Origin of the sequence: Virgisporangium ochraceum (assembly GCF_016863655.1) — a bacterium.
Classification (GTDB): Bacteria; Actinomycetota; Actinomycetes; order Mycobacteriales; family Micromonosporaceae; genus Virgisporangium; species Virgisporangium ochraceum.
Genome location: NZ_BOPH01000094.1, coordinates 29,397 through 44,224 on the forward strand (window position 1 = coordinate 29,397; position 14,828 = coordinate 44,224).

Here is a 14,828-nt window from a genome sequence, read left to right on the forward strand (position 1 = left end):
TTGTGCGAACGATCCGGCGGCAATCTTCGTAACTCAGGGTAGAGGTTTCCCGAGGAGGCGAAGTGTCCACGATCACCGAAAGTGTCGAACCGTTCCCCAACGACGTCGTCGCGAGTGCGCCGGCCGCCGTGTGGGCCGTCGAGACGGGGGTCTGGACGGAGCTTCCCGACGACGTCGTTGCGCTGGTCGCCACACCTTTGGTGGTGTGTGCGGAGTCACGCTGACGCGCTGGGTAACGTCCCGCGCATGACGGTCGCGCATCCCATCGCCCACGGCTGGCTCTCCACCGGTGGCACCGGAGCCCAGAACTACGACGAGTTCGCCTCCGACGCCGAGATAACCGAGATCATCGCCGCCAACCCGGCGAGCGCCCTGGCGGTGGAGATGCCGCACCGCGAGCCGGCCAGCGTCGGACGATCCTTCCGGGACTGCCTGCCCGACGCGGTCACCCGGTTCCGTGACGCGACCCGGGGCGGCCGGTACGCACCGGCCGAGGACGTGGTGGCCCTGTACCGGGTCAGCTCGCCCGACGGAACCGCCACCGGCTACGGCCTGTGGTGCCTGGTCGACACCGACCAGATCTCGACCAGCGCCGACGAGCCCGGGCTGGTCATCCGCAACGAGGACGTGTTCGTCGAGAAGGTCCACGAGCGGGTCGCGCTCGTGCGGGCGCTCGGCGCCATGCTGTCCCCGGTCCTGCTGCTCCAGACCGCGCGCGGCCAGGACCTGCACGCGGCGCTCGCGCGCGCGACGGCGGCCGCGGGCACTCCCGCGGTGACCGACCGCGACCAGGCCGGGCGCACCCACGAGGTGTGGGGGCTCGGACCCGGCGCCACCCGCGACGAGCTGCTCGAGCTCGCCGCCGCCGGCGAGCTGGTGGTCGCCGACGGCAACCACCGCAGCCTCGCCTCCCAGGAGGCCGGCCTCAAGCGCTTCCTCGCCGTCGTGACCACGCCGGAGTCGGTGGCGATCCAGCCGTACAACCGCCTGGTGACCGACGTCGACGTCGCCGCCCTTCTCGAAGCCCTGCCCGGCGCGGTGCGCGTCGAGGCGACCGACCCGGTGATCAGCGGCACCGTGCACCTGTACACCCGCGAGGGGACGTGGGCCGTGTCGCTGCCCCGCGACCCGACCGTCCCGGTGGTGGCGAACCTCGACCACACGCTCGTCGAGAAGATCCTGTTCGGCGAGGCGCTCGGCCTCGAACCCGGCGACAAGCGCATCACCTACGTCGGCGGCGACTACCCGGCGTCCTGGTTGCGCGACGAGGTCGACGCCGAGCGGGCCGACCTGGCGGTGCTGATCGCTGCGGTCGGGGTGGACGAGTTCGTGGCCGTCAACCTGGCCCGGGACAAGATGCCGCGCAAGAGCACGTGGTTCACACCGAAGGCCAGGGCGGGTCTGGTCGTGGCCGCGGTCGAGTCCTGACAGACTCCTCCTATGCGCGTCTACCTGGGTTCCGATCACGCCGGCTACGAGCTGAAGGTGCATCTGGCCAGCTACCTGCCCACACAGGGGTTCGAGGTGGTCGACGTGGGTCCGCACGCGTTCGACCCCGACGACGACTACCCGGTCTTCTGCTTCCACGTCGGCACCCGGGTCGTGGCCGACCCGGGCAGCCTGGGCGTGGTGATCGGCGGCTCGGGCAACGGTGAGCAGATCGCCGCGAACAAGGTCCCCGGTGTCCGGGCGGCGCTCGCCTGGAACCCGGAGACCGCCCGCCTCTGCCGCGAGCACAACGACGCGAACGTGGTCGGGATCGGCGCCCGCCAGCACCCCCTGGACGAGGCGACCAAGATCGTGGTCTCGTTCCTCGCCACCCCGTTCTCCGGCAACGTGCGGCACGCCCGGCGCATCACCCAGGTCGGCGAGTACGAGCAGTCCCACAAGCTGCCCGACCTGCCGGCCTAGCCAGCACTCAGTGGGTGCGGGGGAGCTCGTCCCTCGGCACCCAGCCCCGGCGCACGATCGCCAGCTCGGCCTCGGCCGTGGCCAGGTCGTCGTCGGTGGGGCGCGACGCGTCCCTGGCCCGCATCGCGGCCGTCACGCTGACCTGGGACGACCCGCCGCCGACGAGGCCGCGCAGGCCGCGTTCGCCGGCCGGGTCGTCGAAGCGGTGGTCGTGGTGGTGATGGTCGGCGCCCGGCGCCGGTGACGCGCTCGGCGCGGCTGCGGGCTCGGGGTCCTGCACGCCGGCGGTGAGGGCGAACGCCCCGGTCAGGTCGGCGAGGTCGGCCGGGCTGGGGCGGTGCTGCGGCGGTGGTCCGGGTCGTGGCGGACGCGGGCGTCCGGCGGGCGCCGGCCGGGGCCGCGGAGCCGCCCCACCGCGCTCGGTCCCGCCAGCGCCGGCCCCACCGGGGGCGGCGGCACCGGCCGGGTCGGGTTCGGCGACGGCGGGCAGGTCAGGCGTGTCAGGCGCGTCGGGGGAGCCCGCCGCGGGCCTCGCGCCGTCCGCGACGGCGGGTTCCCCGGCAGCGGATCCCCCAGCAGCGGATTCCTCGGCAACGGGGTCCTCGGCAGCGGGTGCTTCGGCAACGGGGTCCTCGGCGGGGGTGCCCTCGGTGGCCGGCTCCGGTGGGGGAGCGGCGTCGTACGGCGTCCGGCCCGTGCGCCTCAGCCGGCGCCGGCGTCGCTCCCCACCCATTCCGGCACCCTACCGAGCGCCCGTGTCGAAGGGGAGCCGTCCGGTGTCGCGGGTTCGAGCGCGGCCGAAGATCGCCGTCCGAGGAACGAACGTGAAGTCCCACTGCACTTTCGTTCCTCAAACGACGATCTCGACTAGAACACCTCAGTGGCCGACGGTGCCCGCGGGCTCAGGAACGCCACGCTCGCCCGGTCGAGGGCGCCCGGGGTCAGCTCGCGTACCCGGCCGGCGGCGGCCAGCGCGACCAGCGCCGTGCCGCCCAGGTAGGCCGCGCCCAGGTCGGACACGTCGCACACGAGGTCGGCCGCGTCGTCGGTGGGTACGCAGGTGGCCGAGCCGTCGGCGGCCGCGTCGAGGCGCCATGTGCCGGCGTTCTCCGGCAGCAGCTTGTCGTCGACCTCGAACACCACGGACAGCGGCGTGGAGTAGGCGCGGGCGGTGAGGGCGGCCGGCAGGTCGGCGATCCGGACCCACAGGCCGTCGGCCACCTGCGCCCGTAGCCGGCGCGGCTCGGTGACCATGTGCAGCAGCGGCTCGTCCATCGCCGCGCACCAGAAGTTGACCTTGCGGGTCAGGTCGACCGAGAACAGGAACCGCCACAGCTCGGTGTACGCCGCCGGCGTGGCCGCCACCACCTCCCGGACGGCCACCTCGCCCTGCGGGCCGTGGTCCCACTCCTCCTTGGACCGCCAGATCGCGTAGCCCTCGAGGCCGTCGGCGCCCTCGTACAGCAGCGCGTGCCGCGCGGTGGCGCCGCCCCGGTGGGCCGGCTTGTCGTTCAGGACGTAGTCCCACCACGCCTCGGTGCGGTCGGACCAGCCCACGCGGGTGACGCGGACCCGCTCGTACAGCGCGGCCAGGTCCTTCCGGGCGTCCTCGAGCGACGCCTCGCGCAGGCGGCCGCCCGCGGTCGCGAACCGGGGGAGCAGGGTGATGTCGCGCCGGTCGGCGACGAACGCGAGGCGCTGCGCCGCGTGGCCGTAGCCGAAGCGCTGGTAGATCGTCCCCTCGCTGGCCCACAGCAGGGCGATCGGCTCGACCCCGCCCTCGCGGACGTCGCGGAGCTGGCGGTGCATCATCCGGCTGAGCAGCCCGCGCCGCCGGTACGTCGGCAGGACACCGACCATGGTGACGTGTGCGGCGGGGATGACGGCCCCGGGCACCGTGAGCTCGCGGGTGAAGGCGCCGGCGTTGGCGACGATCCGGTCACCGTCGGCGAACACCAGGCTGCGGTCGGGTTCGAAGATGCCCGCGCCCGGGCCGCCCTCGTCGGGTTCGTAGGGCTCGCCGAAGGCGCGGGCGAGCAGGTGGGAGACGGCCTCGTATTCGCTGGCGGTGGCGGTCCTGAGCTGGAGATCATCGCGCGGCGTCATCACCCTGCCTGTCTATCGCGCCATCTGTATCTACCGCGACCCGGTTTCGCCGTGTGGATAGGCTGGGGAGATGGACCTTGTGTGCGGGCCGGCCAGCCCTCTGCCGGAAACGCACCAGCGCTACCGGCTGGTCGCCCACATCGGGTCCGGTGGTCAGGCCGAGGTGTACCGGGCCGTGCGGGTCACGGGCGGCGTCAGCAGCGCGCCGATGACGGTCAAGGTCTTCCGGGTCGACCCGCGCCGGCCGCTGGCCGACGAGCTCAGGTCGTGGGACAAGGGCGACGCCGTCCTCATGGACCTCAACAACCGGGGCGTCACGGGCATCTGCCGGCGGTCCGACGGGTTCTACGGCCCGCCGCCGCACCGCCCGGGTGAGGCGCCGCGCGGCGACGCCGTGCCGTACCAGGTGTACGAGTACCTCCACGGGCTGAACCTGCGCGAGTACGTCGCCAGCCGGGGGCAGTGGTCCGGTCCGCGGGTCAACGCGCTCTCGGTGCTGCGCACGCTGGCCGGTGTGCTCCGCGAGCTGCACTTCCCGCAGCTCGGCGGCGCCACCCCGGTGCTGCACATGGACATCAAGCCGTCGAACGTGATGGTGCTGCAGAACAGCGGCGAGGTCCGGGTCATCGACTTCACGGGTGCCCGCTACTGGCGCGAGGCGGAGATCACGCAGGTCTCGTACACGCCGGAGGCGGGTGGGCCGGAGGCGTTCGGCGGTGCCCGCGCGGTGAGCCCGGCCTACGACGTGCACGGTTTCGGCGCGGTGGCGTACTTCCTGGTCACCGGCGCGTATCCGCGGGTGGAGTCGGCGGCGGGCCCGTACGGGGAGTCGTCGGCGCCGCCGTGGTCGACGCTGCGGCGTCACCCGATGCTGGAGAAGACCACGCGCCTGCGCGACCACCTGCACGCCCCGGTGGCCGACCAGCCCGGTGAGCGCCCCGACACCCGCGACCTCCTCGCCTGGACCGAGAAGCTCGCCGAGCTGGTGCGCGCTTACGGGGTCCAGGACACGGGTTGCGACTGGAACGAGCCCGGCGAAGCGCGCACCTCGCCGCGGCGCGCAACGACCGCGGCGTCCGCGCGGGTCAATGCCACAGCGGCGGTGTCGGCCACGCGTGTGGAAGGTCCGATGGGACGCACGGACCCACCGCCGGTCGACCTGAGGCGCGGCGAGTCTCCCAACGGGCAGCCCGTCCGGGGACGCGCGTCGGTGCCGCCGCCGCGACCGGCGCGGGCCGATACCGGGGTGATGCCGATCGACCCGACGCACCCGTCGGAGCCGCCGCCCCCGCCGTGGCAGCAGACGAGCGAGGATCCGCGCACGCTCAAGCTCGGCTGGGAGTACTCCGGCGTCGGCGGTGCGTTCGCGTTCGTGTGCTGGGGCATCTGGGCGGCGTCGAGCGGCGGTGACCTGCTGAGCCAGCTGATCGCGTTCATCGTGGTGCTGGTGGTGGCCGGTGGTGTGTTCGGGCTGTCGCGGCTGATCGGCCGGCTGGTGCTGGTGCAGCGGATGGGCCGGGTGCGGCACACGGCGCGGGGTGCGCACGCCGCCGCGGGTGTGTTCCTCGCCATCGCGGGCATCGCGTATCTGCGGCAGACTCCGTGGGTCGTCGACGTCTTCACCTGGATCCAGGGGCTGTTCTGACCCGTGTTCGAGAACCTGTTGAACTTCCGTGACCTCGGCGGGAGGGTGACGGCCGACGGTGCGACGGTCCGGCCCGGCCTGCTGTACCGCAGCGAGTCGGTCGCGTACCTGTCGGCCGCCGACACGTCCCGGCTGATCGACGACCTGGGCCTGGCCACGGTCGTCGACCTGCGCGGCGAGCGTGAGGTCGTCCGCAACGGGCGCGGCCCGTTGGAGCACCAGCCGGTGCGGTACCTGCCGGTGCCGATCACCGACATCACCCGCGGCATGAGCAACGCGGCGACGTTCTACCTCGACGTCCTGGTCAAGCGCGGACCGGAGGTCGTCGGGCTGCTGCGGGCGCTGCTCGAGCCGGGCGCGCTGCCCGCCGTGGTGCACTGCGAGGCCGGCTGCGACCGCACGGGCGTGGTCGCCGCGATCGTGCTGGGCCTGCTCGGCGTGCCCGACGACGACATCGTCGCCGACTTCGACGCCACCCAGGAGGCGTTCCCGGCGATGAACGCCCGCTGGAAGGACCTGTTCGTCGGCCGCGGCCACCCGCCGGAGAAGTTCGTCGAGGAGACGTGGGTCGAGCGGGAACGCGCGATGGAGCTGACCATCGCGGCGGTCCGGGAGCGTTGGGGCGGGTGGGACGGCTGGGCCGAGGCCAACGGGCTCACCGCCGACGACCTGGCGCGGCTGCGCAAGCTCCTGCTCGACGCGTGACCGGGCCGTCCCGGGGGCGGGCGGTTGCCGCGCTGCTGGCGCTCACGCTCGGGTCGTTCGCGTTCGTCACCACCGAGAACCTGCCGATCGGGCTGCTGACCCTGATGGCCGACGACCTCGACCGGTCGTTGACGTCGATCGGGTTCCTGGTCACCGGGTTCGCGGCGGTGGTGGTGATCGCCTCGGTGCCGCTGACCCACGTCAGCCGCAACGTGCCCCGGCGGGCGCTGCTCGGTGGCCTGCTCGCGCTGTTCAGCGCGGCGTCGGTGGTGTCGGCGGTGGCGCCGAACTACGAGACACTCTTCGGTGCGCGGCTGGTCACGGCGCTGTGCCAGGGGCTGTTCTGGTCGGTGGTGAACGTGACCGCGGCGGCGATGTTCCGGCGCGAGGTGCGCGGGCGCGCGTTGTCGGTGCTGAGCGCCGGCGGCACGCTCGGGCCGGTGCTGGGCGTGCCGGCCGGTACGTGGCTGGGCCAGCAGACGTCCTGGCGGGGCGCGTTCGTGGCGATGACCGTGCTCGCGGCGGTGACGTGCCTCGTGGTGATCGCGCTGCTGCCCGCCGACTCGGGACTGGCCTCCGACGCGTCGCACGGCGCGTCACCCGACCGCCGGCGGTTCTGGCTGGTGATCGCCGCGACCGCGGTTGCCACCACCGGGTATTTCACGACTTTCACGTATATCACGGCCTATCTCCTTGACGTGAGCGGGTGGCCTGAGCCGGCGCTCGGGCCGCTGCTGTTCGCGTCGGGCTCGGCCGGGCTCCTCGGTGTGTTCCTGGTGAGTGCCCTGGTGGACCGGAGGCCGCGGCTGACGCCGGTGCTCGCCGCGGTGATCATCGCGGCGGCGCTGCTGGGGCTGGCGGTGTTCGGTGGGACGCGGTGGGCGGCGGTCGTGTTCGCCGGGCTGGGCGGGGCGGGGCTGAGCGCGTTCGCACCCGCGGTGGCGAACCGGATGATGCAGGTCGCTCCGGGACGTACCGACCTCGCCGGTGCGGTGCTGTCGAGCGGGTTCAACGTCGGGATCGCGGCCGGGTCGTTCATCGGCGGGGCGCTCGTGGCGACCGCTGGCGTGCGGAGCGTGGCGTTCGCGGGCGGTCTCATCACGGTCGTCGCGCTGATGATCTTGTCCATTGAACCCTTGCTTTTTGGCCGGTCACAGGCGTCTACCTACCGACTCGGACGATCGGACGCGCACGTGTGATCCGTATCCTGGCGCTGTGAACGCACCTGGTTACCGGCTCGGGATCGACTTCGGCACCTCGAACACGGTCGCGATGCTGGCGTGGCCGGACGGCCAGGTGCGTCCGTTGCTCTTCGACGGTTCGCCGGCGCTGCCCTCGGCCGTCTACGCCGACGCGTCCTCGGGCCTGCTGGTCGGGCGCGACGCGGCGCACGCCGCCCGGGTGAGCCCGGAGCGGTACGAGCCGAACCCGAAGCGGCGCATCGACGAGCCGGCCGTGCTGCTCGGCGAGTCCGAGGTCTCGACGGTCGACCTGATCGCCTCGGTGCTCGGCCGGGTGGTGGTGGAGGCGCGGCGGGTCGCGGGTGGAGCTGTCGGCGGCGCTGTCGGCGGCGCGACGATCACCTACCCGGCGGCCTGGGCGCAGACCCGACGCGGCGTCCTCGTGGCGGCCGCCGAGCGGGCCGGCCTGGCGCCGGTGTCGCTGGTCCCGGAGCCGGTCGCCGCCGCGAGCGTGTTCGTGGGGATGTCCGGGGCTCCTGTCGGCGCCACATTCGTGGTCTACGACCTGGGCGCCGGCACGTTCGACGCGACGGTGGTGCGCCGCACCGCCGACGGCGGCTTCGACGTGCTGTCGACCGAGGGCCTGCCCCAGAGCGGCGGCCTGGACATCGATGCGGCGATCGTCGCGTACCTGGGCGCCGTGTACTCCACGCGCGACCCCCAGCTGTGGGGCCGCCTGCTGCGCCCGACGTCGACCGCCGAGCGGCGGGCCAACCGCCTGCTGTGGGAGGACGTGCGGTCGGCGAAGGAGATGCTGTCGCGCGCCTCGTCCACCATGATCCACATCCCCCTCGCCGACGAGGACGCGCCCCTGGGACGCGACCAGTTCGAGCAGCTCGCCCGCCCGATCCTCGACGCCACGGTCAACGCGACGAGGGCCGCCATCGCGGCGGCCGGCCTGCCGGCGGGTGGGGTGAGCGGCATCTTCCTGGTGGGTGGCGGCAGCCGGATCCCCCTGGTGGCGACGCTGCTCCACCAGGCCTTCGGCGTCGCGCCGACGGTGGTGGAGCAGCCGGAACTGGTGGTCGCCCAGGGCAGCCTCGGCGCCTCGGCGTCGGCCGCGGCTGTCTCCGGCGCCGGACCTGTCTCCGGTGCGGGCCCTGTCTCCGGTGCGGGCCCTGTCTCCGGTGCGGGCCCTGTCTCCGGTGCGGGCCCTCGCTCCGGTGCCGGTCCGATCTCCGGTGCTGCCGCCGTGCCCGGTGGCGGACCCGCGGCGCCGGTGTCCGGTGGCTACCCGGCCGCGCCCACCTCGGGAGGCTATGCGGGCGGGTACCCGGATCCCGTCGCGCCCGTGTCCGGTACCGGTGCCGGCTCCGTGCCGGTGTCCAGCGTCCCCGCCGGCCCGTATCCGCCGCACTTCGCGGGATCCGGCCCGGTGTCGGCTCCGCCGTCCGGCCTGGCCGGCCCGGTCTCCGCCCCGCCCGGTCCCGTGTCGGCTCCGCCCGGTTCCGTGTCCGGCCCGCCGGGGTCCGTGTCGGCCCCGCCCGGCTCGGTGTCCGGGCCGCCCGGTCACACTTACGGCGCCGCGGCGTCGGTTCCCGGCCGTGCCGCGGTGCCGAGCACCGGCACTCCCTACGGCGAGCCCCGGCCGGCGCCGAACCAGCCGAACCAGCCGGGCCAGCCGAACCGGGCCGGCCGCTCGAACCGGACCGGCATCCTCGTGGCGGTCGCGGTGGTGGCCGTGCTCCTCCTGGGCCTGGGCGGTTTCGCGATCACCCAGCTCAACAAGGACGACCCGGCCAACAACACGTCGCAGGGCTCCGGCGACACCACCGACAGCGGCGGCGACACCGGCGGCGACACCACCGACAGCGGCGACAGCGGCGGCGACCGCGGCAAGGCGGCGACCCGGCCGACCGCCGACTACTACGACGAAGGCACCGACTGGAGCACCACCGCCGAGGCGTACAACGACAGGATCGGCGATGCCATCGCGTTCGAGTGTCCGGCCAGCGGAACGCCCGGCACCGTGTGGGGGTCCGAGCCGTTCACGTCGGACTCGTCGGTGTGCACGGCCGCTGTCCACGCGGGCTGGATCTCCCTGGAGGACGGTGGCTGGATCAAGATCAAGATGCAGCCCGGCGTCGACTCGTACCAGGGCAGCAAGCAGTACGGGATCGAGACCACCGACTACGGTCCCTACGAGTGGGCGTTCTCGTTCACGGGCTGAACCACCCATGAGCCGCTGATTCCGCGTCCGGTGGCGCGTCATCGATAGATCTCTTAGTCTCGATGAACGTGACGTGACGTGAACGGCAGGTGATGCCTCGTGACCACTCCGAACGTCAAAAAGCCCGGGCTGTTCGCGATCCGGGACGTGTCGTCGCTTCTCACCGAGACGCGCGAGTCCGGTCACGAGTTGAAACGCTCGGTCGGCGCCCTGCACCTCACGGCGATGGGCGTCGGCGCCATCATCGGGACCGGCATCTTCGTGGTCATCGGCGAAGGGGCGGGAATCGCCGGGCCGGCGGTGATCCTGTCGTTCGTGCTGGCGGCGGTCGCCTGTGTGTTCTCGGCGCTGTCGTACGCCGAGCTGGCGTCGTCGATCCCGGTCTCCGGCAGCGCGTACACCTACGCGTACGCCACACTCGGTGAGATCGTCGCGTGGATCATCGGCTGGGACCTGATCCTCGAGTACGGCGTCTCGGTGGCGGCGGTCGCGGTCGGCTGGGGCGGCAACTTCAACGTGTTCCTCGACGCGGCGTTCGGCGTCCAGCTGCCCGATGCGATCTCGCAGCCGCCGGAGGAGGGCGGGGTCTTCAACCTGCCCGCGGTGCTGGTCGTGCTGGCGATCACGGTGCTGCTCGTGCGCGGTGTGCGGGAGAGCGCCCGGGCCAACCTGGTGATGGTCGGCATCAAGCTGCTCGCGCTGCTGTTCTTCATCGTGATCGCGATGACGTCGTTCAGCACGAAGAACTTCACGCCGTTCTTCTCCGAGGGCACCGGCAGCGTCACCACCGCCGCGGCGATCATCTTCTTCGCGTACATCGGGTTCGACGCGGTCTCCACCGGCAGCGAGGAGGCGATCAAGCCGCAGCGCGACCTGCCGCTCGCGATCATCGGCTCGTTGATCATCTGCACGATCTTCTACGTGCTCACCGCGGTCGGCGCGATCGGCATCGCCTCGCCCGACCAGTTGAAGGAGAGCGAGGCGCCGCTCGCGACCGCGCTCAACGACGGTGCCGGGATCAGCTGGGCGGCGTGGGTGCTGGCGTTCGGCGCGCTGGTCGCGATCACCAGCGTCATCCTCGTGATCATGTACGGGCAGACGCGCATCTTCTTCGCGATGTGCCGCGACGGCCTGATGCCGGAGAAGCTGGCCAGGGTGCATCCCCGCTTCGGGACGCCCGCGCTGCTCACGATCATCCTGGGCAGCCTGATCGCGGTGCTGGCCGCGCTGGTGCCCCTGAACGAGATCGTGCAACTGGTCAACATCGGCACGCTGTTCGCGTTCGTGCTGGTGAACATCGGCGTGATCGTGCTGCGCCGCACGCGTCCCGACATGCCCCGCCCGTACCGGGTGCCGTGGTCGCCGCTGCTGCCGGTGCTCGGCATCGCGTTCGCGATCTACCTGATGGCCGACCTGCCGCTGGGTACCTGGATCCGGTTCGTGGTCTGGCTGGCGCTCGGCATCCTGATCTACGTCCTCTACGGCTACCGCAACTCGCGGGTGCGCCGCGCCGGCGTCGCGCAGGCCGGGCCCGACGCGCTCCGGAAGGCGGACGCGCCGCGGCGGACCGACGAAGACCCGGCGCCGTGACCGCCGCGACGGTACGGCCGGTCGTCGTCGGGTTCGACGCCAGCCCGGCGGGCGCCGACGCGGTGACGCTCGCGCAGGCGTACTGCCGCACGGTCGGCGCGCACCTGATCGTCGCGACCGTGCACCCGGCGCCGGCCGCGATCAGCCCGGGCCGGGTCGACGCCGAGTGGATCGCCGACCGGCACCGGCTGGCCAGCGAGGTGCTCGCCCGGGCCCGCGAGGTCGCCGGTGAGGACGCCGACTACCGGGTGGTCGCGTCGTCGTCGGCCGCGCACGGGCTGCACGACCTGGCCGAGGAGGTCGGCGCCGGGCTGATAGTGGTGGGGTCGCACCGCGAGGCGCCCGCCGAGCGGCTGTTCGCGGGCAGCACGGCCGAGCGTCTGCTCTCGGGCAGCATGTGCCCGGTCGCGGTGGCGCCGGCGGGCATGCGTTCCCGGCCGGTGAACAGCCTGCTGCGCGTCGGGGTCGCCTACATCGAGGAACCGGAGGCGATCGCGGCGCTGAGTGCCGCCGCCGCGTTCGCGGCGATCGCGAACCCCGTGCCGGTCACGGGCGACGCGGCGGCCTTCGCCGAGTCCGGGCGTCCGCACCTGCGGCTGTACACGGTGGTCGCGGCCGAGGCGGAGGTACTGCCGTTCGGCATCGGCCGGGACGCCGAGCGGGCGTTCCTGGCGTCGGCCCGCGAGACGTACCAGTCGGCCCTGCAGGCGGCGACGGCGCGCCTGCCCGAGGGGCTGGCGGCCAGCGGTCACCTGCGCACCGGCGACGTCGTCGAGGTCCTCGCCGACCTGGACGCCACCGAGATCGACCTGCTGTTCTGCGGCTCCCGCGGGTACGGGCCGGTGCGGCGGGTGCTGCTCGGCGGGGTGTCGTCGCGGCTCGTCCGCCGGGCCCGCAGCCCGGTGGTCGTCGTGCCGAGGTGAGCCACCGGGCCGCTACAGCAGGATGCCGGCGCCGATCGGGACCAGGGTGACGGCGACGGCCAGCATGACCAGGAGGGCACAGCCCGACAATTTCCGGGTGGCGTCCGGACCGGAACGGCTCATCGAGGCGGCCGTTCCGGAACGGCTCATCGAGGCGGCCGTTCCGGAACGGCCGGCCGAGGGCGCCGGAGGAGCCACGTCGATGGCGGCCTCGTCCAACGGTGTGAGGTCCGCGAGGACGCGGTCGAGATCCCGGTAGCGGCGGACCCGTTGCAGCGCGCGACCCAGCCCGGCGTGGTCGTCGCGGGTCAGGCGGTCGTCGGCGAGCGCCCGGTCGATCCGGGCCGCCGCGTGCCGGCGGTCGGCGTCGGTGACCAGCAGCCGCCCGCGGTCGGGTGGGCCGGGCGGCCCGGGTACGCCGTCGAGCTGCCGCTTGAGGGTCGCGTAGGTCAGCGTTCCGGCGATCCGGGTGAGCCGCTTCCGGTACTCCTCGGGGGTCAGCGCGCCGGTGGTCAGCGCCTCGCCGAGGTACATGGCGGCGTGGTGGAGGTCGAGCGCACGCACGCGGTGCGCGTCGGTCCACGCGGGTTCACCGGCGCGTGCCGGCAGGTCGGCGACCAGTTCGGCCAGCCGGAGGTCGATGTGCGCGTCGTACGCGGCGGCCACCCGGTCGCGGTGCTCGGCGGTCGTCAGCCGGCCCTCGGCCAGCGCGACGTCGAGCCGCTCCACGGTGGTCCGCCGCCGCTCGGCGATGTCACGTCCCACGCGCCGGATCGTATCCCGTGGATGCACACGATCCGGCGCGCGTCGGTGGCGTCCGGGGGAATGCGGGCGTCAGACGGTGACGTCGACGTGCTCGCCCTCCAGCACGGGTGCGGCGCGCTCGACCGGGTCGACCCCGGCGCCGGTGGCCGGACCGGCCTGGCGCTGCTCCTGGCGCTGCTCGACGTACTTCACGATGAAGCCCCACGGCGGCATGCCCTCGGGCGTCACCTTGCCGCCGGCGGTGATGTAGTAGCCGGTCGCGCTGGCGATGGCCTGGCGGTCGCTGGTCGACAGGCCGGGCATCGTCGGTGCCTGCGGCTGCTGCGTCTCCCGTGTCCGCTCCGTGCGCTCCGTGCCCTCGACGGGGCGCGGAACGCCGGTCTCGCCGACCGCGGCCCTTCCCGCCATGTCGGCCGATGCGGCACCCGTGCTCCTGCCGGTCACCGCGGCCGCGGTTGCCGGTTGGCTCCGGTTGCTGGCCGAGCCGACGCTGAGGTCGGTTGCCATCATCGTGCGTTCAACGCGCATGATGCTCTCCGTAGCTGGTCGATCCTTCCCTGGTGAAGTAAAGAGTCCAGGGCGTCGGTGGCAGCGGGGGTGCCGGCGGGTTGCGGTTACGGTGCGCGACGGGTGCCGCGCGGTTGCACCACGCGGGGGAGGGACTATTCCGGACTTGTCGTCATGAGACCGGCCAGCTACCTGACCGTTCGGATGACAGGTCTTCAGAACCGCTACAGAAAGTATGCATCAGCGGCGGCCGCCCGGTGGGCGACCGCCGCTGATGGTGGGTGGGTCAGCAGGCGTTGCTACGGAAGTCGGAGACCGCCAGGCCGCCGAAGCCGCAGGTGAAGGGGACGAAGCGCTGGTCCTGGTTCAGGTAGCGCTTGAACCAGGAGACGATCGCCCGCGACAGCGTCGCGTTGGTCGTCTGCGGGAAGAAGTGGCTGGCGCCCGCCAGTTCCACGTAGCCCTTCGGCCCGCGGACGCTGTTGTAGAACGGCACCGAGTGGGTCGCCACCGGCGCGATCGTGTCGGCCGAGCCGCCGACGATCATGACGGCCTCGGAGATCTCGGTCCACGTCTTGTCCGAGTTCCACGGGGCGATCGGCACCGCCGCCTGGATGTTCGACGACGCCGACAGCGCCTCCAGTGAGCCGCCGCCACCCATCGAGTGGCCGGCGACGCCGCGTCGCGAGCCGTCGGCCCGCGAGCGGACCGCCGTCGGGGCGGACGAGCTGACGGCCCAGTTCAGGGCGGCGATCAGCTGCGAGCCCCGGGACGCCGGCTGGTCGAGGGTGCTGTTGGTCTCGATGCCGACCACGACGAAGCCCCACGACGCGAGCCGCGGGCCCAGCCAGCTGATGCTCGACCAGCGGGCGGTGAAGCCGGGTGAGATCGCGACCACGGGGTACTGACCGGCGGTGTTGGGGTAGTACGCCACGCCGCCGCCGAAGCCGCTCACCAGGCTGGAGATGCTGCTGGAGGAGACGGAGAAGCTGCCGTTGCCGGTGATGTTGGACGAGGTCGGCGCCTGGCCGATCTGGTCGGCCGAGGCGGGTGCCGCCACGGCCAGGCCGCCGCCGGTGAGCGCCAGAGACAGCGCCGCGGTGGCCAGGAGACGGGTGGAGAGGAACTTCTTCACAGTCGGCACTCCCTGGGGGTGGGGGTCGGAACTGCGCACAGTCAACGCCTGCACCGGGAGGCCCCGCATCGGCAGAATTACCTGTCACCGACGGTGACCGCCGTCACAGCGGGAACAGATCAGAAGGCGC

The 14,828-nt window shown here is 73.0% G+C and carries 14 protein-coding genes; 9 read left to right on the forward strand and 5 right to left on the reverse strand.

The annotated features are described in order from the left end of the window. Positions 1-62: 62 nt before the first annotated feature. From Voc01_RS34395 to Voc01_RS34405, 3 genes are read left to right on the forward strand one after another with little or no spacing between them, the layout of a single operon-like run. On the forward strand, positions 63-224 hold the full coding sequence (locus tag Voc01_RS34395) for a hypothetical protein (RefSeq protein ID WP_203931816.1): 162 nt from the start codon (positions 63-65) through the stop codon (positions 222-224). A gap of 22 nt (positions 225-246) precedes the next feature. After that, positions 247-1,428: a DUF1015 family protein gene (locus tag Voc01_RS34400; RefSeq protein ID WP_203931817.1), complete on the forward strand. Its 1,182-nt coding sequence runs from the start codon at positions 247-249 to the stop codon at positions 1,426-1,428. Positions 1,429-1,440: 12 nt separating this feature from the next. Next, positions 1,441-1,911 carry a ribose-5-phosphate isomerase gene (locus tag Voc01_RS34405; RefSeq protein ID WP_203931818.1) on the forward strand — a complete coding sequence of 157 codons (471 nt, stop codon included), beginning with the start codon at positions 1,441-1,443 and terminating at the stop codon, positions 1,909-1,911. Positions 1,912-1,918: 7 nt separating this feature from the next. Here the strand turns inward: Voc01_RS34405 and Voc01_RS34410 are convergent, their stop codons facing one another. Both Voc01_RS34410 and Voc01_RS34415 read right to left on the reverse strand, forming a co-directional pair. Next, the gene (locus Voc01_RS34410; RefSeq protein WP_203931893.1) at positions 1,919-2,191 is read right to left on the reverse strand and encodes a hypothetical protein; all 273 of its coding nucleotides are present in this window, start codon (positions 2,189-2,191) and stop codon (positions 1,919-1,921) included. Positions 2,192-2,778: 587 nt separating this feature from the next. Next, a complete protein-coding gene (locus tag Voc01_RS34415) occupies positions 2,779-4,017 on the reverse strand; it encodes a GNAT family N-acetyltransferase (protein WP_203931819.1) in 1,239 nt (412 codons plus the stop codon). Between the two features lie 70 nt (positions 4,018-4,087). Between Voc01_RS34415 and Voc01_RS34420 the strand changes: the two genes are divergently transcribed. The 6 genes from Voc01_RS34420 (at position 4,088) to Voc01_RS34445 (ending at position 12,291) form a co-directional block, all read left to right on the forward strand. Continuing rightward, positions 4,088-5,662, forward strand: coding sequence for a serine/threonine protein kinase (locus Voc01_RS34420; protein WP_203931820.1), 1,575 nt, complete (start codon positions 4,088-4,090; stop codon positions 5,660-5,662). A gap of 3 nt (positions 5,663-5,665) precedes the next feature. Next, positions 5,666-6,367 (forward strand): tyrosine-protein phosphatase, encoded by a 702-nt coding sequence (locus tag Voc01_RS34425; RefSeq protein ID WP_203931821.1) that lies wholly within the window; start codon positions 5,666-5,668, stop codon positions 6,365-6,367. Continuing rightward, complete coding sequence (locus tag Voc01_RS34430; RefSeq protein ID WP_203931822.1) at positions 6,364-7,566, forward strand: MFS transporter; 1,203 nt, start codon at positions 6,364-6,366, stop codon at positions 7,564-7,566. The genes Voc01_RS34425 and Voc01_RS34430 overlap by 4 nt, the downstream gene beginning before the upstream one ends. A gap of 16 nt (positions 7,567-7,582) precedes the next feature. Next, positions 7,583-9,778 carry an Hsp70 family protein gene (locus tag Voc01_RS34435; protein ID WP_203931823.1) on the forward strand — a complete coding sequence of 732 codons (2,196 nt, stop codon included), beginning with the start codon at positions 7,583-7,585 and terminating at the stop codon, positions 9,776-9,778. 99 nt (positions 9,779-9,877) lie between these two features. Next, positions 9,878-11,368 (forward strand): amino acid permease, encoded by a 1,491-nt coding sequence (locus tag Voc01_RS34440; protein WP_239160673.1) that lies wholly within the window; start codon positions 9,878-9,880, stop codon positions 11,366-11,368. Next, positions 11,365-12,291 (forward strand): universal stress protein, encoded by a 927-nt coding sequence (locus Voc01_RS34445; protein ID WP_203931824.1) that lies wholly within the window; start codon positions 11,365-11,367, stop codon positions 12,289-12,291. Before Voc01_RS34440 ends, Voc01_RS34445 begins: the two co-directional genes overlap by 4 nt. 12 nt (positions 12,292-12,303) lie before the next feature. Here the strand turns inward: Voc01_RS34445 and Voc01_RS34450 are convergent, their stop codons facing one another. The 3 genes from Voc01_RS34450 to Voc01_RS34460 form a co-directional block, all read right to left on the reverse strand. Next, positions 12,304-13,056, reverse strand: coding sequence for a DUF1707 domain-containing protein (locus Voc01_RS34450; protein ID WP_203931825.1), 753 nt, complete (start codon positions 13,054-13,056; stop codon positions 12,304-12,306). A 69-nt stretch (positions 13,057-13,125) separates the two neighbouring features. Further along, the gene (locus Voc01_RS34455; protein WP_203931826.1) at positions 13,126-13,584 is read right to left on the reverse strand and encodes a hypothetical protein; all 459 of its coding nucleotides are present in this window, start codon (positions 13,582-13,584) and stop codon (positions 13,126-13,128) included. Between the two features lie 265 nt (positions 13,585-13,849). Beyond that, the gene (locus tag Voc01_RS34460) at positions 13,850-14,698 is read right to left on the reverse strand and encodes an alpha/beta hydrolase family protein (RefSeq protein ID WP_307781600.1); all 849 of its coding nucleotides are present in this window, start codon (positions 14,696-14,698) and stop codon (positions 13,850-13,852) included. Positions 14,699-14,828: the final 130 nt, after the last annotated feature.

What these genes read in the sequence shown, in the direction of transcription:
- Voc01_RS34400 (WP_203931817.1), top strand. Translation starts at nt 247, where the DNA reads ATGACGGTCGCGCATCCCATCGCCCACGGCTGGCTCTCCACCGGTGGC.
- Voc01_RS34405 (WP_203931818.1), top strand. Translation starts at nt 1,441, where the DNA reads ATGCGCGTCTACCTGGGTTCCGATCACGCCGGCTACGAGCTGAAGGTG.
- Voc01_RS34415 (WP_203931819.1), bottom strand. Translation starts at nt 4,017, where the DNA reads ATGACGCCGCGCGATGATCTCCAGCTCAGGACCGCCACCGCCAGCGAA.
- Voc01_RS34420 (WP_203931820.1), top strand. Translation starts at nt 4,088, where the DNA reads ATGGACCTTGTGTGCGGGCCGGCCAGCCCTCTGCCGGAAACGCACCAG.
- Voc01_RS34455 (WP_203931826.1), bottom strand. Translation starts at nt 13,584, where the DNA reads ATGCGCGTTGAACGCACGATGATGGCAACCGACCTCAGCGTCGGCTCG.